General features: G+C 37.8%; 13 protein-coding genes and 1 pseudogene. All 14 read right to left on the bottom strand.

Features of this window, described 5'->3' with window-relative positions:
• Positions 1 to 9: 9 nt before the first annotated feature.
• Positions 10 to 2,280: a GH92 family glycosyl hydrolase gene (locus MTQ00_RS17100; RefSeq protein WP_273650419.1), complete on the bottom strand. Its 2,271-nt coding sequence runs from the start codon at positions 2,278 to 2,280 to the stop codon at positions 10 to 12.
• Positions 2,281 to 2,292: 12 nt separating this feature from the next.
• A complete protein-coding gene (locus MTQ00_RS17095; protein ID WP_273650418.1) occupies positions 2,293 to 3,159 on the bottom strand; it encodes an ROK family protein in 867 nt (288 codons plus the stop codon).
• A gap of 185 nt (positions 3,160 to 3,344) precedes the next feature.
• Positions 3,345 to 5,732 (bottom strand): endo-beta-N-acetylglucosaminidase H, encoded by a 2,388-nt coding sequence (locus tag MTQ00_RS17090; RefSeq protein WP_273650417.1) that lies wholly within the window; start codon positions 5,730 to 5,732, stop codon positions 3,345 to 3,347.
• A gap of 55 nt (positions 5,733 to 5,787) precedes the next feature.
• Positions 5,788 to 7,491, bottom strand: a complete 1,704-nt coding sequence (locus MTQ00_RS17085) for a glucosamine-6-phosphate isomerase (protein WP_273650416.1) — start codon at positions 7,489 to 7,491, stop codon at positions 5,788 to 5,790.
• Positions 7,476 to 7,694, bottom strand: a complete 219-nt coding sequence (locus tag MTQ00_RS17080; protein WP_273650415.1) for a hypothetical protein — start codon at positions 7,692 to 7,694, stop codon at positions 7,476 to 7,478. The genes MTQ00_RS17085 and MTQ00_RS17080 overlap by 16 nt, the downstream gene beginning before the upstream one ends.
• A 60-nt stretch (positions 7,695 to 7,754) precedes the next feature.
• The gene (locus tag MTQ00_RS17075) at positions 7,755 to 8,075 is read right to left on the bottom strand and encodes a hypothetical protein (RefSeq protein ID WP_273650414.1); all 321 of its coding nucleotides are present in this window, start codon (positions 8,073 to 8,075) and stop codon (positions 7,755 to 7,757) included.
• A gap of 93 nt (positions 8,076 to 8,168) precedes the next feature.
• A pseudogene (locus MTQ00_RS17070) lies at positions 8,169 to 9,599 on the bottom strand (glycoside hydrolase family 125 protein).
• Positions 9,600 to 9,631: 32 nt separating this feature from the next.
• Entirely contained in the window at positions 9,632 to 11,863 is a 2,232-nt protein-coding gene (locus MTQ00_RS17065) for a GH92 family glycosyl hydrolase (RefSeq protein ID WP_273650413.1), read from the bottom strand.
• A gap of 104 nt (positions 11,864 to 11,967) precedes the next feature.
• The gene (locus tag MTQ00_RS17060; RefSeq protein ID WP_273650412.1) at positions 11,968 to 12,939 is read right to left on the bottom strand and encodes a glycoside hydrolase family 130 protein; all 972 of its coding nucleotides are present in this window, start codon (positions 12,937 to 12,939) and stop codon (positions 11,968 to 11,970) included.
• A gap of 42 nt (positions 12,940 to 12,981) precedes the next feature.
• Positions 12,982 to 14,274: an MFS transporter gene (locus tag MTQ00_RS17055; RefSeq protein WP_273650411.1), complete on the bottom strand. Its 1,293-nt coding sequence runs from the start codon at positions 14,272 to 14,274 to the stop codon at positions 12,982 to 12,984.
• Positions 14,275 to 14,442: 168 nt separating this feature from the next.
• Positions 14,443 to 16,077, bottom strand: a complete 1,635-nt coding sequence (locus tag MTQ00_RS17050; protein ID WP_273650410.1) for a SusD/RagB family nutrient-binding outer membrane lipoprotein — start codon at positions 16,075 to 16,077, stop codon at positions 14,443 to 14,445.
• A gap of 15 nt (positions 16,078 to 16,092) precedes the next feature.
• A complete protein-coding gene (locus MTQ00_RS17045; protein WP_273650409.1) occupies positions 16,093 to 19,053 on the bottom strand; it encodes a SusC/RagA family TonB-linked outer membrane protein in 2,961 nt (986 codons plus the stop codon).
• 426 nt (positions 19,054 to 19,479) lie between these two features.
• Positions 19,480 to 20,358, bottom strand: coding sequence for an AraC family transcriptional regulator (locus MTQ00_RS17040; RefSeq protein WP_172282133.1), 879 nt, complete (start codon positions 20,356 to 20,358; stop codon positions 19,480 to 19,482).
• 243 nt (positions 20,359 to 20,601) lie between these two features.
• On the bottom strand, positions 20,602 to 21,597 hold the full coding sequence (locus MTQ00_RS17035) for an EndoS/ChiA family endoglycosidase (RefSeq protein ID WP_273650408.1): 996 nt from the start codon (positions 21,595 to 21,597) through the stop codon (positions 20,602 to 20,604).
• Positions 21,598 to 21,861: the final 264 nt, after the last annotated feature.

Below are 21,861 nucleotides of genomic sequence, written 5' to 3'. Positions count from 1 at the left end.
TAAAATGATTTATTCTTTTGACATCGAATAAGGAAAGTCCTTTTCCTGTGATCCTCTTTCTTTATTCGGCTGATTGCTCATCTTGAAATCCAGAACTGCACCATGCAGAAGGTCTTTGTGACTCAACCAGTTTCTGGAGTAAGGCTGATTGTTTACATTCAGAGATTTTACGTAAAGATTCTCACTGCTATTCTCCGGAGCCTTTATTTCGATATTTTTACCGTTCTCCAGATGTACGGTAACTTCTTTAAACAACGGCGCCCCTAAAACATATTGATCCGTAGCGGGTGTTACCGGATAAAATCCTAATGCAGAAAAAACATACCATGCAGAAGTTTGCCCGTTATCCTCATCCCCACAATATCCGTCCGGTGTGGCCTGATAAAGTTTATCCATTACCTGCCTTGCCCAATATTGGGTTTTATATGGCGCTCCGGCATAATTATACAGGTAGATCATATGCTGTATAGGCTGGTTACCGTGGGCATACTGCCCCATATTCATGATCTGCATTTCCCTTATTTCATGGATCACACTTCCATAGTAGCTATCATCAAAAACAGGAGGAAGAGAAAATACCTCATCCAGTTTGGCTTCGAATTTCTTTTTACCACCCATCAGCTTTGCAAGACCATCTATATCCTGGAAAACCGACCATGTGTAATGCCAGCTGTTTCCTTCGGTAAAGGCATCTCCCCATTTAAAAGGATTAAAAGGTGACTGAAATTTTCCGTCTTTATTTTTACCTCGCATAAGACCTGTTTCAGGATCGAACATATTCTTATAGTTGTAGGCTCTTTTTTTGTAGATGTCAATTTCTGACGCTGGTTTCCCTAAAGCTTTTCCTAACTGATAAATCGAAAAGTCATCGTAAGCATATTCTAAAGTACGGGCTGCATTCTCATTAATTTTCACATCATATGGAACATATCCCAGGGTATTATAATATTCCACCCCTTTACGGCCGACAGCCTCAATAGGACCTTCATTATTCGCCCCGTGTTTTACGGCCTGCCATAAGGTTTCAATATCATATCCACGCAATCCTTTAATGTAAGCATCAGCAACAACGGAAGCAGAATTGTTCCCGATCATAATATCAGAATAGCCGGGACTGCTCCACTCTGGCAGAAAACCTCCTTCTTTGTAAGCATTGGCAAGGCCTTCCTGCATCTCTACGTTGATGCTTGGATATACGAGATTCAGAAATGGGTATAATGCACGAAATGTATCCCAAAAACCGGTTCCTGCAAACATTTTCCCATCCAATATTTTACTGTTGTACGGACTCCAGTGCTTCACTTTATTCTGAGCATCGATCTCATATAATTTTTGTGGGAAAAATAAGGTTCTGTATAAAGAGGAATAAAAGGTTTTCATTTGCTGATCTGTTCCTCCCTTTACTTCAATCTTTCCAAGTGTCTTGTTCCATATCTCTTTCGCATTATCTTTTACCTGCTCAAAACTGCGGCCGGCAATTTCCCTTTTAAGGTTAATTTCTGCCTGTTCGAAACTGATAAATGATGAAGCTACCTTTGCATAAACCGATTCTTTATTTTTTAACTTAAATCCAACTATGGCTCCTGTGTGATCGCTGGTAATTTCCAATTGATCATTTACCAACCGATCATCTTTCCATGTTGTCGTTACATCAAAGTCTTTATCAAACTGAACAATAAAATAGTTTTTAAAACTCTCATATTTTCCTCTGGCATACTTAGTCGTGTATCCTATGATTTTCCTTTGTTTCGGAAGAATTTTGATATAAGAACCTTTATTCAGCGCGTCAATTACAACATAAGCACTATCCGTTTTAGGGAAATCAAATTTGAAAAATGCGGCTCTTTCTGTGGGTGTAAACTCCGTAGTAACATTAATATCAGCGAGATAAACACTATAAAAATATGGTTTTGCAATTTCTGCTTTATGGCTGAACCAGCTGGCACGATCTTCTTCTTTAAACCTGAGTTTTCCGACACCTGGCATAATTGCAAATGCTCCATAATCATTCATCCATGGAGAGGGCTGATGTGTTTGTTTAAATCCTCTGATCTTATCCGCATCATATGTGTAAGCCCATCCATCACCCATTTTACCTGTTTGGGGAGTCCAGATATTCATTCCCCATGGAAGCCCTATCGCAGGATAAGTATTACCGTTAGACAATGATGGCTTAGATTGGGTTCCCATTAATGGATTTACATAATCTGCAGGAGACGGATTCTGACCAAAAACCAGCGCATTAAGCAGGAGAAAAAGAGTTGAAAATAAAAACTTCATTATATCATTTTATTAGTTGATTAAGGTCTTCTTCAAAGCATAGCTTGCAGCACCTAAGATGGCAGCGTCTTCAAAAATAACCGAAATTTTAACAGGCAAGTTAATATTATTTTTTACTAAATTCTCACTAAATCTTTCTTCAAAATAAGGATATGCTTTCGCAATGTTTCCTCCTATTACAAGGACCTCCGGCCTGTAATCCCATACATATTTGACAATAAATTCCGAGAAAGAATCTGCATACTCCTGAAATATCTTGGATTGGATGTCTTTAGGCTTATCAAGTAATTCTTTGGTTCCTGAGATTTCGCTTCCTGTTAATTCCGCATATCGTTTAACAAACCATCGAGTGGCAAGATAATCTTCAGCTAAGGAATCTTTAAAAGGAGAATTCCACAAATCCTCATCTGTTGAAGTCTCACCATTGTAGAATGTTGTTCCTAATCCTGTTCCCAGCGTTATCCCAAATACACGGTTATATTCAGTGACGCAACCTCCGAAAACTTCGCCTTCCAGAAATGCGGCAGCGTCATTTACAAAGTGGATCTGTTCATTTAATATAGAAAGCCTGCTGGCCAGTTCTTCTTTGATATTTATTTGGTAGATATCGATAAATTTTCCCTGCTGCATGAGAGAAATTCCGTTTTTATAATCAAAAGGTCCCGGCATTGCAATGCCTATAAGGAGTTCTTCCCTGTTCAGATTTACTACAGCTTTTCCGATTGCAGAAACCCAGGCGGAAAAAATATCTTCCCGTCCGCCAAATGAGTCAACATGCTCCCTGATATAAGTGGAACCTATAATTTCATGCTTTTCAGGATCTACCTGAGCCATTGTAATATGCGATCCGCCAATGTCTATACCTAATGCATTTTGCATAATTCTCTTATTTTTTAATTCCAGTAGATATATCTGATCATCTAAAAACAGACAAACAAGAAAGCAAAATCATTATTATTCAATAATTCCTAAATTCATTTTTTAAATGTTCCTGCCACTTGTCTGCCTATCTTAGATTCCAAATTTAAATTCTAACTGTATAATTTTATTAATTTTTTAAAGACTTAATCCACTATTATTTTTCCTGAAAATATAATGCGGTCATTTTTTGATTCCACTTTATAAATATATGTTCCGGACGATAAAGCTTTAGTATTGATCGTTATTTTATCTTTATCTACACTCTGTTTTTTGATCAACTTCCCTGAAAGATCATATAGGGATACTTCACTAGCAGAACGATCATTAATTACAAAATGAATATCATTTCCCTTTTTAACAGGGTTTGGATAGACATTATTTCCTTTTTCAAGAACATTGTCTTTTGTTGATAATGAAATATTGCAAGGTACATCTGTTGTCCAGTTGGCATTTGACATATTAATAAGAGTCGCAAAATGTGTATTCGAAGTCGCGTCTAAAGCTCCGTTACCACTTCCCTCATCCATTTTCCAATTAGCCTCAAGCCCTGCACTATTAGAAGCTATATTACATTTGTCATTCATAATTTCCTGAGCCGTCAATGCTTTTTTCCACACCCGGAATTCATCAAGGAAACCGTTCAATGTTCTTGAATTATCATAATTTCTTGCCAGATAAAGAATTCCATTGGCTGTAAAGTTTCCGGTGGCTGCAGCACTTGCATCAAGAGTTCCGTTAATATAAATTTTCATCGCCGTTCCGTCATAAGTGGCAGCGATATGATACCACGTGTTGGTATTCAATCCAGTATTGCTGTTCAGCTTAATCTGAGATGAGCCGAAACTTAATATAAATTGTAATTTATTGTTTGTAAGACCGGCATCCCCAAATCTCAGAATGGCAGAATTATTATCTCCTACTTCAATCCCAATTACTGAAGAAATATTAGGGAAAGCAGTTTTAAACGCATTTACTTTCACCCATCCTTCAAAAGTGAGTGCATTCCCACTTAGATTAAACTGGCCGGCATTGAGATAATGACTACTGCCGTTAAAAGAAAGAGATCTTGGTCCAGGACTTTGAACCGGCGCAAAACCACTGTTAAATGAAGCCTCTGCAGAATATGCACTTACAGTAGATGCACTGCATACTCCCTGTACTTTCCAAACGTAATTTGTATTTTCAGTTAAATTTTGCAGATTATATGTATTGGTTGTAATATTCTGAATCGTTGTCCATGTTGTAGCGGCAGCTGTTTTATACTGTAAGGTATAAGAAGTTGCACTTCCGGCATTCCATGACAGCTTTGTTGTCGTTCCCAGGAAGTTTTCCGACTTAAGGCCTGCCGGAATTTCACATCCGCTTCCGGAATTAAATCTCGGAGCAAAAAGATATGTACTCTTCAGCGTAGAAGAACAATTGGACTGAATTCTCCAATCATAATCTGTACTTAAAGCCAGGTTGTTTACATTGATATTATTTCCGGAGTAATTGATTGCCAAATTAATCCACGTTGTTGAATTGGCTGCCTTATAATCTATATTGTAGGTTTGAGAACCGTTTGAAGTCCAGTTTAATTTAGCTGAAGTTCCTGCAACATTGGTCACCTCAAGTCCTAATGGTGGATCACATGATGCTCCCTGTGTCCAGGTATACAGCTGGCCACTAAGTTGTGTGTTCTCGTTATAGAGAATGTTAGATCCCGTACTCAGATAGCTGGCAGCATTGGTTCCTTTAAGATCATACCACATAAAAACGCCATAGCCGTCATTCTTTGTGCTCGTTGCTAAAGTAGAAAGTGTAGAAGCAGAAGTATTCTGGATCCAGGTTGCTGCCGCAGAAATTTTAGAATTGGCAAGAGGAGGTATTGAAGGAGCATTATAAGTGCCATAATAAGCGTTCCATCCGTAATTGATATAGTTTCCGGCATTATCTCCATTATAAGCTTGCCTTGTTGTTGCCGGGCCAATGTAATACCATGTAATTAATTTATCCGGCATGGCAGCTTTCAACTCCTGTAATAACATAACAAAAGAACTGTTATTCGGCTGTCCGGTAGCGTTATTTCCATAATCTGCATATTCGTCGTCAAGATCAACTCCATCCAGGCCATAGGTATATACGGTGTGGGCTATCTGCAAAGCAAAATCACGTGCCGCTTCCCGGGTCGGAAAGTTACAGATACCCGCCCCCTGATGATTCCCCAGGATATCTAATAATACTTTGATTCCTTTTTGCTGTAGAGGCCTTACATAAGTGTCGACATCGTTTAATACTTTTGTCACATTATTATTGTTGGAAATATAAGCCCGGCTTTTGGAAACATCATAATTGATGTTGGCCGCGAAGATAATAGCAACGTCAAAAAGTTGTTTGTTACTGTTTTGCAAAGTATATGACCCTGCGTTCAGAATATTGCTGTTATTAACCTCCACATAGCATATCCCCAAAGGATTAAGCTGTGCCCGTAATAAAGATGTTGCCTGCCCTATTAATAAGACCAATGCAATAAGAATAGATTTTCCTTTCATAGTATAATTATTTCGTTTTTGACCTGGTTTATAAATCCGGAGGTATAACAATGGGTCAGAAGGCTCCTTCCGTTGACTTCTCCAGCTCCCTCGCAGATTGAAGGAATTCTTCTACATTCATTTCTTTAAAGAATAATAATCCGTGGGTTGCCCTCAGCCTCGGACTCTCGTTATCATAAAAATATGGTTTCCCTAATACCAGCTGAACCGCTTTGAGCTGTTCTACCCAGGTTTGTATTGACAGATGGCTGAACTTCCCATTGTAACGGTAACTTGGAAAGGATGCATCTACCTGGCTCAGATAGCTGTTGGTAAAGCTCTCATCCATTGTGCTCATGGCATTAAGTGATACGGGGAATATATGGCTGACGTCTGCAGCATTAAACTGATACCATACATTTCTGTAACCCCAGATTTTAAGACCGGAAAGATCTTTTTCTTTGCCCCATTCTCTTACCGCTTCAGCGATAGCCTGCAAAACTTTGTAATGAGTATCAGGGCCGCTTCCTTCAGGGTCAAAAGCTAAACTTATAACTGTAGGGTTAATTTCCTTTAACTGTTGTAAAATAGGAAGAACATCCCGTTCTCTTTTTGGTTTTTCCGTAAAAATGGCTCCCGTATAAAAGCCGAGCCTCAGATGGCTTACGTTTTTTGTTCTCACCCCAAAATGTGCCCATACAAGCTCTTCCTCATATTCACGGATCATCCCTTTTAAAATCTGAATTTTCGGTTCAGGGTTTTGTCCGTCATAGCTGGAGTTAACCGTGTCTATGATCTCCCTGATCTTTTCGCGTAATCCAGACTTGCTTTTCAGATTCCAGAGTTCAACAATATTCCTCACCATTCTATGGGAAACAGCTCTCGCCCGCTCTTCTTCATTTCCTGAGGCAATATTGATCAGATAATGATATACATCTTTGTCTTTTTTATTTTTATATCCGTTTTCAAAAAAATCGGGATAATTGAGCATTTCAACTTCTTCTCTTCCGATAAAAGAAAGCGTATCGCGAAGGATTTTTATTAAAAATTTATTGGTAACAGCAGTAAATCCGGAGGTAAGAACTGAATAGTGAGAAGAATTGGTCTCATTACGGGACTGATAATGAATATATGGTAATAATCCTAAAGAAATATCATCATGATGGGGTCCGGTATGATAAAAGACTTCATTGCTGAGCGGTTTTGTTCCTGTTTTTATTTTATTTTCAATGGACGCAATAACTTGCTGTACCGTAGTATTGCTTACATCCGGAATTAGTTTTGTATAATCATCCCCTTTCAGATCATCCAACGAAAGATGTTCTGCATATTTGTTCAGCTTTTGGGTCAGAGACATTACAGCTCTATCGGTCTTTTCCTGGGACCAGCTTCCAGAATGATAATAGTTATCAATATAGTCTTTCAGCATACTTGCCGCACCTTGTGTAAGATAAAACCGTCCGTTAGAAAGTTGGGAAAGGACAGAAGCCGGATATAAATTGGAAGGAGGAAGTTCCATTGCATCTTTGATCATAGGAGCCTTCGCTTCACCTGCTGCAAAAATAATAGCAACAGCATCTTTGTTATAAATAATGGTTTCAAGACCTATGGTGATCACAAGACGCTCTTTTGAAATTTCAATTCCTCCCAGATCTCCCGCAGCAACTGCCTGCGTCTCAAAATTAGTCGAAGTCAGCCTTGTCGTAGAATAAGGATCCGAACCTTTGATATTAAAAGCAATGTGTCCGTCTGGACCAATACCCCCTAGGAAAAAAACCAATCCCTCCCAATTGGCGGATTTTTTTGTTCATATCCTGAACACCAGTTATCAATGAGGAAAATAGATTCTTTTTGTAATTTTTCAAGAGGGTTCAGGGCTTCACGATATCTTAGTTCAAGATTTACTTTGCTGTCCGGGAAAAACTTCTTCAAAACTTTTACCTTCCGCCAAAGGGATTTCATCACAATTAATAAGTAAAGCATTTTCTTTTTTAAGCCCAAACCCTTCAATGTAATATTTGTTTTACATAATGATAAAAACTATTAGCTTGTGAAGATTTTATGGGATAAAAACTCATCAATTTGGACAAAATGAAGATCAGCCAGCGATGGTTTATCAGCGAATAACAACTGATGCTTTTCCCTTAGCCTTACTACATTTTCTTCCTCCCAATGATCGAGAATATACTTTGTCCAGTAAATAAAATATTCCGGAGTCTTTCCTGTTGGCAGACTGATAACTCCTTTTGGATTCTTGTGAACCCACTCCAGAAACCGGAATGCCGAAAGCATCCCAAGCTTCGGAAAGTTATCTACGACGATGTAGGGAACGTTTACCTTATTGCTTCTTGGAACATCATTCAAAAAGGTAAGCTCTACGGGGGTAAAAAATTTTAGTATTTTCCATCTTTTAATTTTTTTTTTATTTGTGTTGAATTTGATTATTAAATTTTGAATTTATCCAAGCAGTTCCGGATTTTCATTATAGGTTTTCCATAACAATTCTCCGAATAATGTATTGGACCAGGCAAACCATTCTCTGGTAAATTTCTTATCATTATCTTTATGGAAGGACTCATGCATAAAACCTGTTCCTCCATGCGTTTTTTGTAAAGTGTCTATGCACCAGCGGATCTCGCTTTTATCTTGGGTTGTTAGTGCTTTCATAATGATACTCATCGGCCAGATCATATCCAAACCAATATGAGGACCCCCGATTCCTTCTGCCAGCTTACCCTTGAAAAAAGAAAGGATTATCTTGTGACCATACATATTTCCGGGTATTAAGATAAACAGGATCATCAGCTTTTACAGCATCCAGATAAGGCAATCCCAACAAGCTTGGACAATTGGCATCATCCATTAGGTTATAGCTACCAAAACCATTCGTTTCAAAAGCATATATTTTTCCATACTGCGGGTGATCATAGATTCCATATTTCTTTATGGCAGCATCTACCTCATCAGCAAGACTCGTTAATTGTTTTGCCAGTTCCTTTTCATTTTTGATCTGGGAAAACCATTTCTGCTGCCTGGCGTAAACTTACCACAGCAAATAAATTGGAAGGTATAAGGAATGCATAAATGGTAGCATCATCACTTGGTCGGAACATGGAGCTGATAAGACCAACAGGTTTTGTAGGATATCCATATCCTCCCATTGGGATTCCATCGGTAGCCCAGGCTGTTGTCCTTTCAAACTGATAAGGTCCTAAACCTGTTTTTCTCTGCTGTTCAATAAAAGTTTTCAGAGTCAGCTTAATTCCTTGCAGCCAGTTATTATCAAAAGGTTTTTGTATCTCCGGTCGTTTTCCAGAAATGATACGCAAGGCGGATTGGATAGCAGAGTGAATCTATTTCCCATTTTCTTTCGTGTATACCGGGTTTCATATCCGTATGATCGTACTCCTTCCACTTACTTATCTTTTGATCATCATTATAAAATGCATTCGCATAAGGATCCTTCAGAATAAACTGGGTCTGTTTATGGATTACTCCTGATATCAATTTGTGCAGCTTATCATCTTTTTTTGAAAACTGCAAGTAAGGAAAAACCTGTGCAGAACTGTCACGAAGCCACATGGCATCTATATCTCCAGTGATAACATAAGTATCCGGTGTTCCCTTGTTTTCTGTATAGAAAACCGTTGTATCTAATGTATTGGGAAAGCAGTTTTCAAAAAGCCAGGTCAATTCTTTATTTTTCACTTTCTTTTTAAAGGCTGAGATAGCATTTTCTACCGCTTCACTGGTAAAATGCCTTTTATCTTTAGGAACACGGACAACAGGGAATTCTTCTACGCCTAGCCCTTTTGCAAAAGCATTCTGCGCAAATAATAATCCGGCTCCTGCCAGTGCACTTGTTTTAATAAATTTTCTCCTTTCCATTGATACTTATATTTCGTTATTGTTTATTAATTCTATTTTACGGGCTTACTTCCCATCACAAATTTCAGTTCACCCCCATTCATAATATCACTGTGATTCAATTCCCAGCTTTTAAATTCTTTACCATTCAAAAACATTTTCTGAACGTAAATATTTTTATCCGATATTTTCTCTGCAATCACAGTAAATGTTTTTCCGTTCTCCAGCTTTAAGGAAGCTTTTGGGAATTGTGGTGCTCCGATCGCATACACAGGTTTTCCCGGAGTAACGGGATAAAAACCTAAAGAAGAGAAAATATACCATGCAGACATCTGTCCGCAATCTTCATTATTTACAATCCCGTCCGGCTTTGCTGCGTACATATTGTCACGGATAAATTTGATCATTTTCTGGGTTTTGTAGGGAGCTCCTGCATAATTGTAAAGATAAGGAACATGGTGTCCCGGTTCATCTCCAAATCCAAGAGATCCGATAAATCCTGAAATATCAACATGTTGTTCCCCTTCCATTTTAAGGGTTTCTGTAAATGTTCTATCTAATTTTTCTTCAAATCCCTTTTTTCCACCATAAAGATTCATCATTTCATCGATCTGGTGAGGAACAAAGAAATCATATGCCCAGATGTTTCCTGATACCCAGTGCGGCTGAAGCTTTTTCCAGTCGTTTAAAAGGAAATCAGCCAGAAATTGTCCGTTTTTTTGCTTAGGCCAGAAGTGATTATTTTCTTTATTGAAAGTATTAAGAAAATTCATTGAGCGTTTTTTATATACTTCTGCATCTTCTTTTTTTCCTAATTTTTCAGCCAATTGCTGGATGCACCAATCATCATAGGCATATTCCAGGGTGGCGGATACAGAAGCTCCGTTTTCTGAAGGAGTATACCCTAATTTAATGTAATCGTTAAGACCTCCACCGCCATCGCTGCTGCTCATTTTATCCGTTAAGGAAGCATCTTTCATCGCAGCGAACGCCTTCTCATGATCAATTCCCGGTACACCTTTAGAAATAGCATCCCAAATAACCGAAACACTATGGTAGCCCAACATACAGAAATTGTCATATCCACAAAGTTCCCAGATTGGCATGTGATCCTTGCGATCTGTATACCTGCTGATCAATGAGTTTGCAAATTCTTTGGTGTGTTTCTGATCCATAATGGTAAGCAACGGATGTGTTGCTCTGAAGCCATCCCAATAAGAATATGTGCTATAATTGGTGAACCATTTGGTATTCATATTTTCCTGGGCAGCCACATAATCTCCATTGGTATCCATATAAAGATTCGGAGCAATGAAAGTATGGTAAACACCAGTATAAAATATTTTTCTCTGGTCATCGGTTCCGCCTGTGATCTGGAATCTGTTGATCAGGTCTCTCCATGTTTTTTGGGCAGTTTCTTTAGCTTGAGCAAAATCAACATTCTTTGCTTCTGCATCAAAATTTTCCTGTGCTCCTTCCGTACTTACCGGGGATAAAGAGACTTTTACTTCAATGCTTTCATTTTCCTGTGTAGAAAATCTTACAAAAGCCTTTGCATCTTTAGCCAGCGCAAACCTTTCATTTTCTGTTATTTTACCTTCAGAATAGGTTCCGTATGATTTAAATGGTTTTGAAAACTCCATTACAAAATAAGCAAATCTTTTACCACCCCAGCCATTACTATAGCAATAACCGGAAATCTTATTGTTTCCCTGGATTCTTACCAGTGTATGATAAATATTTCCGAAGATTTTGTTGGTAGGATCTATGATTACATTAGCCTCTTCGCTTTTTGGAAATGTATATTTATGAAACCCTACCCGTGGAGAAGCCGTCAGTTCAGCTTTTATTCCATAGCTGTCAAGCATTACAGAATAATACCCTGGAGCAGCAGTTTCTCTTTCATGACTGAATTTGGAACGGTATCCGCTATCAGGATTTTCTTCTGATCCCGGAACCATTTTTACTTTTCCGGTAGTTGGCATCACTAAGATATCTCCGAGATCGGCCCAGCCTGTTCCACTAAGGTGATTATGACTGAACCCCATAATCGTTTTACTGCTGTAATGATACCCTGAACACCAGTCCCAGTCACCACTTTTGGTATTCTGATCCGGACTCAGCTGTATCATCCCGAAAGGTGTTGTAGCTCCCGGAAACGTATGCCCGTGCCCTCCGGTTCCGATAAACGGATCTACCCATGAAAGCGCATCGTCTCTACGTTGGGCGTTAACAGATTGAACAAACAGGACAACAAAAAAATAAATAAACAGTTCCTTTTTCATAACGGAGAGATCTTGAACATTTTTAAGACTACACAAAAAAATGAAAATTTTATTTTAAAAGCGAGAAAATGACGCTTTTCCTTATGGTTTTAATCTTATCTAATTTAAAGAGAATTTTTTTTCATGAAATCAATGATTTCTGAAATATATCCGAATGCAATGGAAACCACCGTATCAGCAGCTCCATAATATACCGTAACTTTGTCTCCTTCTGATAATGCCGCACAAGGAAAAATCACATTCGGAACATCTCCCGTAAGCTCATATAGCTCTGCGGGAGCCAATAGATAAGGTTTTGTTCTGTACAATACTTTTGAAGGATTTTCAAGGTCAAGCAATGCTGATCCCATGGAATAGCGAAAACCATTACATGTATTGATCACCCCGTGATAAAATAGCAACCATCCTTCTTCTGTTCTTATCGGAACCGGGCCGCCTCCGATCTTGGTACATTGCCAAGCACTCTCTTCAAATGGAGCTACTTTCATTACGCAACGATGCTCTCCCCAATATTTCATATCAGGACTATAGCTGATATAGATATCCCCGAAAGGCGTATGTCCGTTATCACTGGGACGGCTCAACATCGCATATTTTCCATCAATCTTTTCAGGGAAAAGAACTCCATTTCTGTTAAAAGGCAAAAAGGCATTTTCACACTGGAAAAATTCTTTAAAATCAAAGGTATACCCAATTCCGATCGTAGGTCCGTTATATCCGTTACACCATGTGATCCAGTAACGATCTTCTATAAAAGTGACACGCGGATCATATTTATAATCAGATTCGATCATTTCTGTATTTCCTGCTTTCATTTCAATTGGATCGTGGTTGATATCCCAATTGATGCCATCCTTACTGAAACCAGCAAAAATATTCATTTGTACAGATTTGTTATCACATCTGAAAACACCGGCAAATCCATCTTCAAAAGGGACTACCGCGCTATTGAATATACTGTTCGATGTTGGTATTGCATATCTGTTGATAATTGGATTTTCAGAGAAACGCCACATTATATCGTGACGATCTGCCGGACGATCCTGCCAAGGGATCATTGCTGATTGAGATGTCATAAAGTATTTTTTACTTTTATTTAAAATTATTTAATAATAGAATTATTGTTCTTTTTGTTTTTCCGGATAAGGAAACGGTGCAACTAAAGTGACCAAAAATGCCGGAATCGTAGCGATCAAAACCCATACGAAAAACATTTTGTATCCTATCCAGTCACTGATCATTCCACTGAACATGCCGGGAATCATAACTCCAAGATTCATGATCCCTGTTGCAAATGCATAATGGGCCGTTTTATGTTTACCAGGTGCAATCTGCTGCATCATATACAACATAAGTCCAACGAAACCGAACCCGTAACCAAAGTATTCCACAACCACAGCAACACTTACAGGAAGCAATGTATCCGGCTGATAGTGAGCCAATAAAGCATACACAACAAATGGAATATTAAATGCGCAGCATAACCAGATCAATGATCTTTTAAGGCCCCGGGCTGAAATAAAGTATCCAGCCAGCACCGACCCTAAAATAAATGCTGCAGAACCATAGGTTCCGTAAATAAGCCCTATATCAGAAGTAGATAACCCCAAGCCTCCGGAGGTTCTTGGTGCTTTGAAAAATAAGGGCGCAATTTTGATAGCAAATCCCTCTGCAAAACGATATAAAATAATAAATAATACCGACCAGAGTATATTTCGTTTTTTGAAAAAAGAAGTGATGACTTCCAGAAGTTCCTGTCGGACATTGCCGGCTGTTTTTCCGTTCTTTTGCTTTTCAAGCTTGTTTTCGTTGGGTAAAACAGAATAATGATAGACGGCAAGAATAAAAAATAGCAGGGCGTATACTCCCATAATGATCATCCAGGCATGCGTAACGCCTTTGGTTTTTTCTAAAACGCCTGCAAAATAAACGAGGACTCCACTGCTGATAATTTTGGCCAGATTATAAAATGCACCTTGCCATCCTATATATTTTGCCTGTTCTTTATTGGTAAGAAAATTAATATAAGTTCCGTCCGCTGCGATATCATGTGTTGCTCCGCAAAAGGCGACTACAGCAAAGAGGGCAATACTGTACTTAAAAAAATCTGGCATAGGCAGACTTAGCGCAATTAGCGCAAAAAGAATTCCTATGGCAAACTGGGTAAAAACTACAAAGAACTTTTTTGTCTTATAAATTTCAAGGAAAGGACTCCACAATGGTTTTAATGTCCATGAAAATAAAATGAGAGCTGTCCAGAAAGCAATCTTTGAGTCCGAAACACCCATATCCTTATACATAATTCCGGAAACAGCATTAATGGTTACAAAAGGTACTCCCATTGCAAAATATAATGACGAGATCCAGAATATCGGCTGTATAGAACGGGTTCCGGAAGTGTTTTTTACCATATTAAATTATAGATGTAAAAAGAGGACATCTCAAAAGTTTCACGCCGGCATAAACGAAACATTGTGAGAAATAAAAAATACTGTACATTTTTACACCGGAATGAAAAGCATGAATCCATGCTTTTCATTTGAGACGGCCTCTGTGCTATTTTAATTATTGAGTTACAATTATGGCTTCTTATCCCACCAAAGTTTTGTTCCTCCAGTGTCTGCTCCTCCTAAATATTGTAATGCCTGAGGATAGTTGAATAAAGAATTCTTGGTATCTACCGTGAAAGGAATTCGGCGAATCATCGCATCTGTACTGATTAACCCTCCACTATCATTTTGTCTTACTTTGAAAAGGATCGGATAACCGGTTCTTCTTTGTTCTGCCCAGGCCTCAGGTCCGTTCGGATAAAGGGCAAGCCATTTTTGAGTAATGATTCTTTCCAATTTCCTTTCATTAGAATCTGCATTGTTCCATGCAATGGTAATGGTACTCAGCTCAGGATGTCCTACCCCAATATTATTCGCCGCATTTTTCGGATCAACATAGGGAGCTTCTGTAGCTGTTGTATTGGCGAGATAGGTAGCAACACTTGCACTTTTTCCCCACTCTCCAAATGATTGTTGAACACCTGTCTCGTAATCTGCCTGGATTGCTCCTGCTCCAGCATACCCTCTCAATGCAGCCTCCGCTTTAAGGAACCATGTTTCAGCTGCGGTAAACAGTTTCATTTTACCTTCTGTTGCAGAAAAATAATCTCCGGCTGCTGATTTTGCCTGTGGCTGAGAAAAACCACCATACGTAGATTTTCCGTTCAATAAATCGATACCTTGTCGTATTCCTATGTATTTACCATTGATCTGTGGATTGCTGTCTGTTGCCGGAATAGCATAGGCAGGAAGCCTTGGATCGTTATATCCGTTCATATAAGCCATTAATGGCGCTCCTATAAGACAGTCTCCCCACGAATAAATGATAAAACTCAATTCCGATTGACCCACACTGATCAAAGCATTATCTTCATTGTCAGTGATCAATCCTGCTGGTGACGCAAGTGCTTCTTCAGCATATTGTTTTGATTTTGCAGGATCTGCATAACTCATACGCATTGCTAACCTCAACTTCAATGAGTTGGCCAGCTTTGCCCATTTACCCATATTCCCCTGGTATACTAAGTCTGCCTTTTTTAACGCTGATTTATCCTCTACATTTTTTGTTGCCGGGCTATTCTGTATGGCTTGAAGGTCATTTATTGCAGAAGTAAGATCAATAATAAATTGATTATACGCGCTTTGCTGAGAATCAAAATCTGTAGTTCCATTAGCATTTGGTGTGTCGTATTTACTATACACAACCGGGCCATGGTTATCGGAAACCCTTACAGCTGTAACAACTCTTAGTATTTTTTTCACAGCAAGTGTTCCCGTAAAATCTATTCCTGCATATATATTTTTAGCAGCATTATCCATGTTGATAGCATAGTTAAAAATGTCCTGCTGTCTGGCAATAATCCTATTGTTCCATCCATCCATCATATAATAGGTCATATTATTCTTACCTCCATTAAACTGTGATGCTGTACTGAACATACCGCTAAACATATCTGCACTTAGATTGGGATAGAGCTGATAATCTGACTGCAATCCTCTCTGCATAGATACCAACGGGTCTACCACTAGTTTAAAATCGGCATAAAAATTTTCAGGGCCTCCTAACTTTTCCTGATTATATTGATCAAGTTCACTGGTACATCCGGAAGCAGAAGCTAATACTATTGCACCTAGTACCCATGTTTTTATATTAATGATTTTCATTTTAGTATTGTAAAATTAGAAGTTAGCTTTTAATGATAATCCTATAGATCTGGTGATTGGCAAACCAAATGAATCTACTCCTACTCCACCCGGTGTATTTCCTGATACCTGTTCAGGATCAAACGGCGCTTTTTTATAGAAGAAAAACAGGTTAGTCCCTACCAGACTTAATGTTGCACTTTTCATATATTTTGAATTCACGTCAAAGGTATATGAGATCGATGCCTGACGTAAACGCACCGTGGTAGCACTATACATATAGGCTTCGTCAATCCCTGTATTATTTTCAATTCCTCCAACAGCTTTATAATAAGCTTTTGCATCAGTTTTGCCATTATAAGCCTGTCCTGCATTAGGCGTTCCCGGTGCATACACAGAATTTGGGATAGATATCCCACCAGCATCACGAGCATCCGCAGAAGCTTTGCTTACACCATATACATCATTTGCTTTTTCAGTAAGTGATAGTACCTGTCCTCCGAATTTTCCATCAACAAGGAAGGAAATACCTAACTTACCTATATTAAAGCTGTTATTGAAACCTAAAATAAATTTAGGATTCGGATTTCCTAAGTATCCAAGGCTCCCTGTAGTCGCCAATGGAATACCATCTTTATCCACCAAAATACGTCCCTGCGCATCTCTTTGGTATTTAATTCCATAAATATCACCAAACGATCCACCTAATTTCATTTTTGTATAATTTCCACCACCTGTTAATGAAAACAGTTGATCTTGCGGAATATTCAGGCTTGAAGGAAACAATTCAACGATCTTGTTTCTGTTCACGGACCCATTCAATGTTGTGGTCCAGTCAAATTTTCCTGTATTGAAAACCTTATAAGACAATGAAGATTCAAAACCTGTATTTTGTATTTTTCCAGCATTAATGTAATATGAACCGGTAGGAATACCCCCTAAATTGGAAGAAATCAGTGTTTCTAGTAATTGATTCGTCGCATTAGAGTCGTAATATGTGAAATCAAAATTAAGTCTGTTTCTTAGTAATCTTAATTCAGTACCCGCCTCAAATGTTTTATTCAATTCAGGTTTTGGAAACAAATCCTTATAACGTGGATCTGTAACAAAAGAACTCTTAGGATATACAATTGTTCCCGCATCTACCCCAAAAGAATAACCTTTGTTATATTCTAACATTGCATTCGATATATTTGGCGGTAACCCAAGCCCAACTGTCGCATAAGAAGCTCTTATTTTCCAGAAATTAATAACCTCAGGAAGCTTAAAGACTGAGGATAATATGGCATTGGCTCCTATGGACTCGTAATCAAATCCTTTTCTGCCCGTTAAGGCCAGAGTAGAATCCCAGTCATTTCTAAATGTCATATCAACATATAACATATTTTTGTACCCAACGGAAGCGCTGGCAAAAACAGATTGCACTTGTTTTTTGAGATTGTAATAAATATAATGATATCCATCACCAGGTGCTCTGTTTCCTGGCCACAAAAGGTTATTTAATGAAAATAAGTTGGGGGTTACCAAATAGGAATTATCGATTTGAGTAACTTTATTTCTCGAGGTATTAATACTTCCTCCTACTGTAAAGTCTAAAGAAAAATCCTCACTCAACTTAGGACTACCCACCAACAAAACATCTCCATAAGTAGAAGAATTTTCATATGTATTTCTAAGAAGCCTTCCATTAGTACCATTGGCTAACAAAGCAGGATCTGAATACGCTGAAATTCCTCTTTGGCTATCTGAAATACTCCAACTATAGTTCCCTCGAACTCTTGCTGTTAACCATGGGTTGATCTGGTAAGATAAAGCAACGGCACTGTAGGTATTTTTGTTATTTACTGTAACCTTATCCCTGTTCAATATCCAATATGGATTCTGTGTAGCCGGATTTCCTTTAAAGGATCCGTCAGGTTTTACCTCCCACCAGTTTTGTGCCGGCAGTAATCTGTTTTTATCAATATAAGAATAGTTATCTGGGCCATATTGATCAAAATCTACTCCTCTTGGTAGCCAATACAAACTCGTTAAAGGAGAGAAAGATACCCCTGGAGATTGTCTGTTTATACTATTCTGTAAAGAGCCTATAAAGTTAGCATCTAATGTTAGTTTATCATCGAGAAATTTACTCGAGTTTCTGAAAGAAACATTATATTGATCAAAATAGGAAAGGGGAACGACTCCTTTATTAGTTGTATTTCCTATCGAAAAATAATTGGTTGATTTCTCATTTCCAGATTGAAAAGAAAGGCTATTCACCCATGTTGTCCCATTTTGTAGAAAATCTTTTAAATAATCCTTTGAAGACCCTTTTGCTCCCCAACTCTGCACAGAAGCCCCCGGAGCATCACCTGATACAGACGGATCATAAGACAAATAACTGTGCTGTAACTTAGGAAGACTATACGCTCTTTCTACACTGAAACTAGAGCTATAACTGATCGAGCTTCTACCTACTTTCCCTTTTTTTGTCGTAATAAGTATTGCTCCATTACCTCCTGCAGAACCATAAAGAGCTGAAGCTGAAGCTCCTTTAAGGAAGTTGATGCTTTCAATATCATCCGGATTGATGGAGCTTAATACATCTCCTGCATCCGGCATGCTCGAGTACTGGCTGATTTCAGGAGCTTTCCCTGCATCATTGATAATAGGGATTCCATCAATTACATACAATGGCTGACTATTAGAAACAGATTTGTTTCCCCTCATTACTACTCTTACGGAACTCCCTACACCATTGGTTCTATTGATCTGCACATTGGAAACTTTCCCATTGATTGAGTTTAAAAGGTTGGGAGTCTTTACCGCCGTCAGTTCATCTCCTCCAATCTGTTGGCTGGAGTAAGTTAAAGAACGGGCTTGTTTTTTGATCCCCAAAGACGTCACAACAACCTCTTCGATGTCGGCTGTTTTAGTTGAATCGGCAGGCTTTTTTACTTGTGCATATCCAAACACAGAAAAAGCTAATAAAACCGGTACGGCAGTTTTTCTCATAGGTAGATTAAATAGTGTTTAATTTAGAATCAATACTTTACCTCTTGTTTTTTATTTATAAAGCAAGCCCACTTTATTTTGCTTAACATTTATGTATCATAAATAGTAAACAATTAAAGTTTCGTTAAAATTTAATTCATATTGACAAATCTAATTTTTGTGCACAATCAGATATAATACTATTTTGTCATAAAACGATATTATTTTTTCTACACTTTTCTTATTGGCCTTTTTTTGGCCTGAAATACAATACATTACAACATTTTAGAGAATTTATAAAATCATGTTTTTTTCCTATTTTTTATAGCCAAAATGTGATATATGCATAATTTTTTTCGTGATTTCTGTCATTTTATGACCATAAAAAGAAAATCCAAACCCCAAAATCCGGGCCCGGGAATATAAAATGCTCTTAAAATAAAAATATCATTCTATTTTCTTTACTCCCTTGAACTGTTCTCTGAATTCTGTAGGTGTTGTTTTTTTGAGTGATTTAAAAACCTTATTAAAATTGGCAATATTATTGAAACCTGCTTCAAATGCAATTTCAGAAATGGTAAGATTCTTTTCCATCAGCCACCGTGCGGCATAACTGATCCTGATCTCATTAAGATAATTCACAAAAGTTTTGCCCGTCCTTTTTTTTATGAACCTGTTGAACGTAACATTGCTCATATTGACCAAAGAAGCAGCGCCTTCAAGAGTAAGTTTATTTTCAAAATTCTTATGCACAAAATCATGGATGATCTTCATTTTATCACTATCCACAAATGTTTCCAGCTCAATACTGTAAGAGGATAATAATGTTTTGTTTTCAGCTGTTGCCAGTTCATTCAGGATTTTCATGATCTCAATAAAAGATTCAAAACTATTCATCTTCGAAAGATTAAGAAAAGACTCTTTCAGCTTTTCAGCCGTCTCCTTCGAAAACAGGATGCCTCTTATAGACTCTTTGATAAGATTGCTGATTGGTTTGAGAATATTCTTCTGCATCAGGGATTGGTTGAAAAAATCCTGATTAAATTGTACTACAATTTCATATGTTTTTTTGTTCTTACATCGGTAATTTGCCCAACAGTGAGGAAGATTAGGGCCAACCAGCACCAATTCAATATCTCCGATCTCTCCGGTATGGTCCCCTACCATCCGACGGTATCCCTTCCCTTTGTAGATAAAGTTAATTTCAATTTCCGGGTGGTAATGATACGGGAAATCAAATGAGGTTTTTATCCGGTCAAATACAAGAAAACTGTCCTCGGGAGATAACGGAGTTATTTCTCTCAAAATATTTTCTAATCCGCTCATGTGTTTACAATAGTTAAATTACTGAATTATGGGCATTTATAATAGAAATGTAAGATAAGGAACCTTACATCCGGTTGTTTTTATAATTTGATTGACTAAAGTACACTTATTTTAGTAAAAGATAATGACTGACACTTCTTAACTTGTTTTGATCCATCTCTAATAAGAAAAATAAAGCCGGATCCAATAATTAGAAGCGGCCATATCACTAGGTAAACTAATTATTACCTCATCTTTCCACGTTTACTGGTTTAGCTGATTGATGCTGGTAATCATTTCTCTATAAATTTTATAGTCCTGTTTTTTATCAAAATTGAATCCATAAGCACCATATCCTCCCGCCTTAGCTTGGTATTTCGTAGAAGTGTAATACTTTTTTAGCCTCAAAGGTCCCTGGCTATCATTACTATAAGAATAAGAAGATTCAAAGTCAGCAGAAATCAACAGGATATTCTTCTTTGGAAAACCGGATTGTATGTAGCCATCGATTTTATTATCACTGGATGCTTCACTTCCCCAATAATCCTGGATATAAATAAGATCGATCTTTGAAAGGGTTGCACTAGACACCCCTAATTCTGATAACCCTACATTCGTATCAATGATGAGTAGCTTTCCTGAGTTTGATCCCGGTCCAAAATATTTAGCAAAGGCCTTAATATAAAGTTCCCAATCTCCGGCATTAAAACCTGCATCCGTATAGCCTGGCTCCAGATCCAGATCAACCCCATCAATCCCCCATTTCGTCAAAGAATCTGAGACCTTTTTTGCGTAAGCATCATAATCTTCAGGCATGTTTTTAAATTTTACGGTTTTTCGTTCATCCTTATAATTTTCGAAGATTTCATTTGCGAACTGGGTCTGAATAACAACAGTTCCTCTTTTCTTAAGGAATTGTACATCACTGATGATCTCTGTTAATGTTTTTGCATCCTCTCCTGTAGCTCCGGGAATCCTATCTCCTCTCTTTAAATTACTTAAGCCCAAAAAACGATGAAAAAGGTTGACAATATCCACACCATCCGGAATATCCCTCAAGTTGTAGTAATCAGGTATCACTCCTCCTCTCGTCAATCCATTAAAATACCCTGTTACCTTAAATTTTTTACTGTTGATAATTTCAATCGGAGTTTTTTCCTTTGGAATTGTTCCTTCATTATCATCCTGGCAGGATATGAAACCGAAGCACATAAAAATTAAAATCATATGTACGTAAGCAAGCCCCTTTTGTTTTCTCATCTTAATATTTTTTGCGGTTTTTTCTATATAAACAAGTCAGATCTCTTTTTCTTAAATATCATTCATTATAAACAAGAGATAATTAAAATTTATTTAAGATTTAATTCATATTAACAAATCTAAATTTTGAAGAGTGACCGGGATAATACTATTTTATCATTAAGCAATACTATTTTACAACCATAAAAACTCTATAAAGCAACAGGTTACAAATCCCGATCATATCAAAGTTTTTTTATTGACAGAGAGATTCAAAAGTGACTT

Source organism: Chryseobacterium sp. B21-037, from assembly GCF_028570785.1.
GTDB lineage: Bacteria > Bacteroidota > Bacteroidia > Flavobacteriales > Weeksellaceae > Chryseobacterium > Chryseobacterium proteolyticum.
The sequence above is the reverse complement of the archived record's forward strand: the minus strand, read 5'-3'. Positions and strand labels throughout refer to the sequence as shown.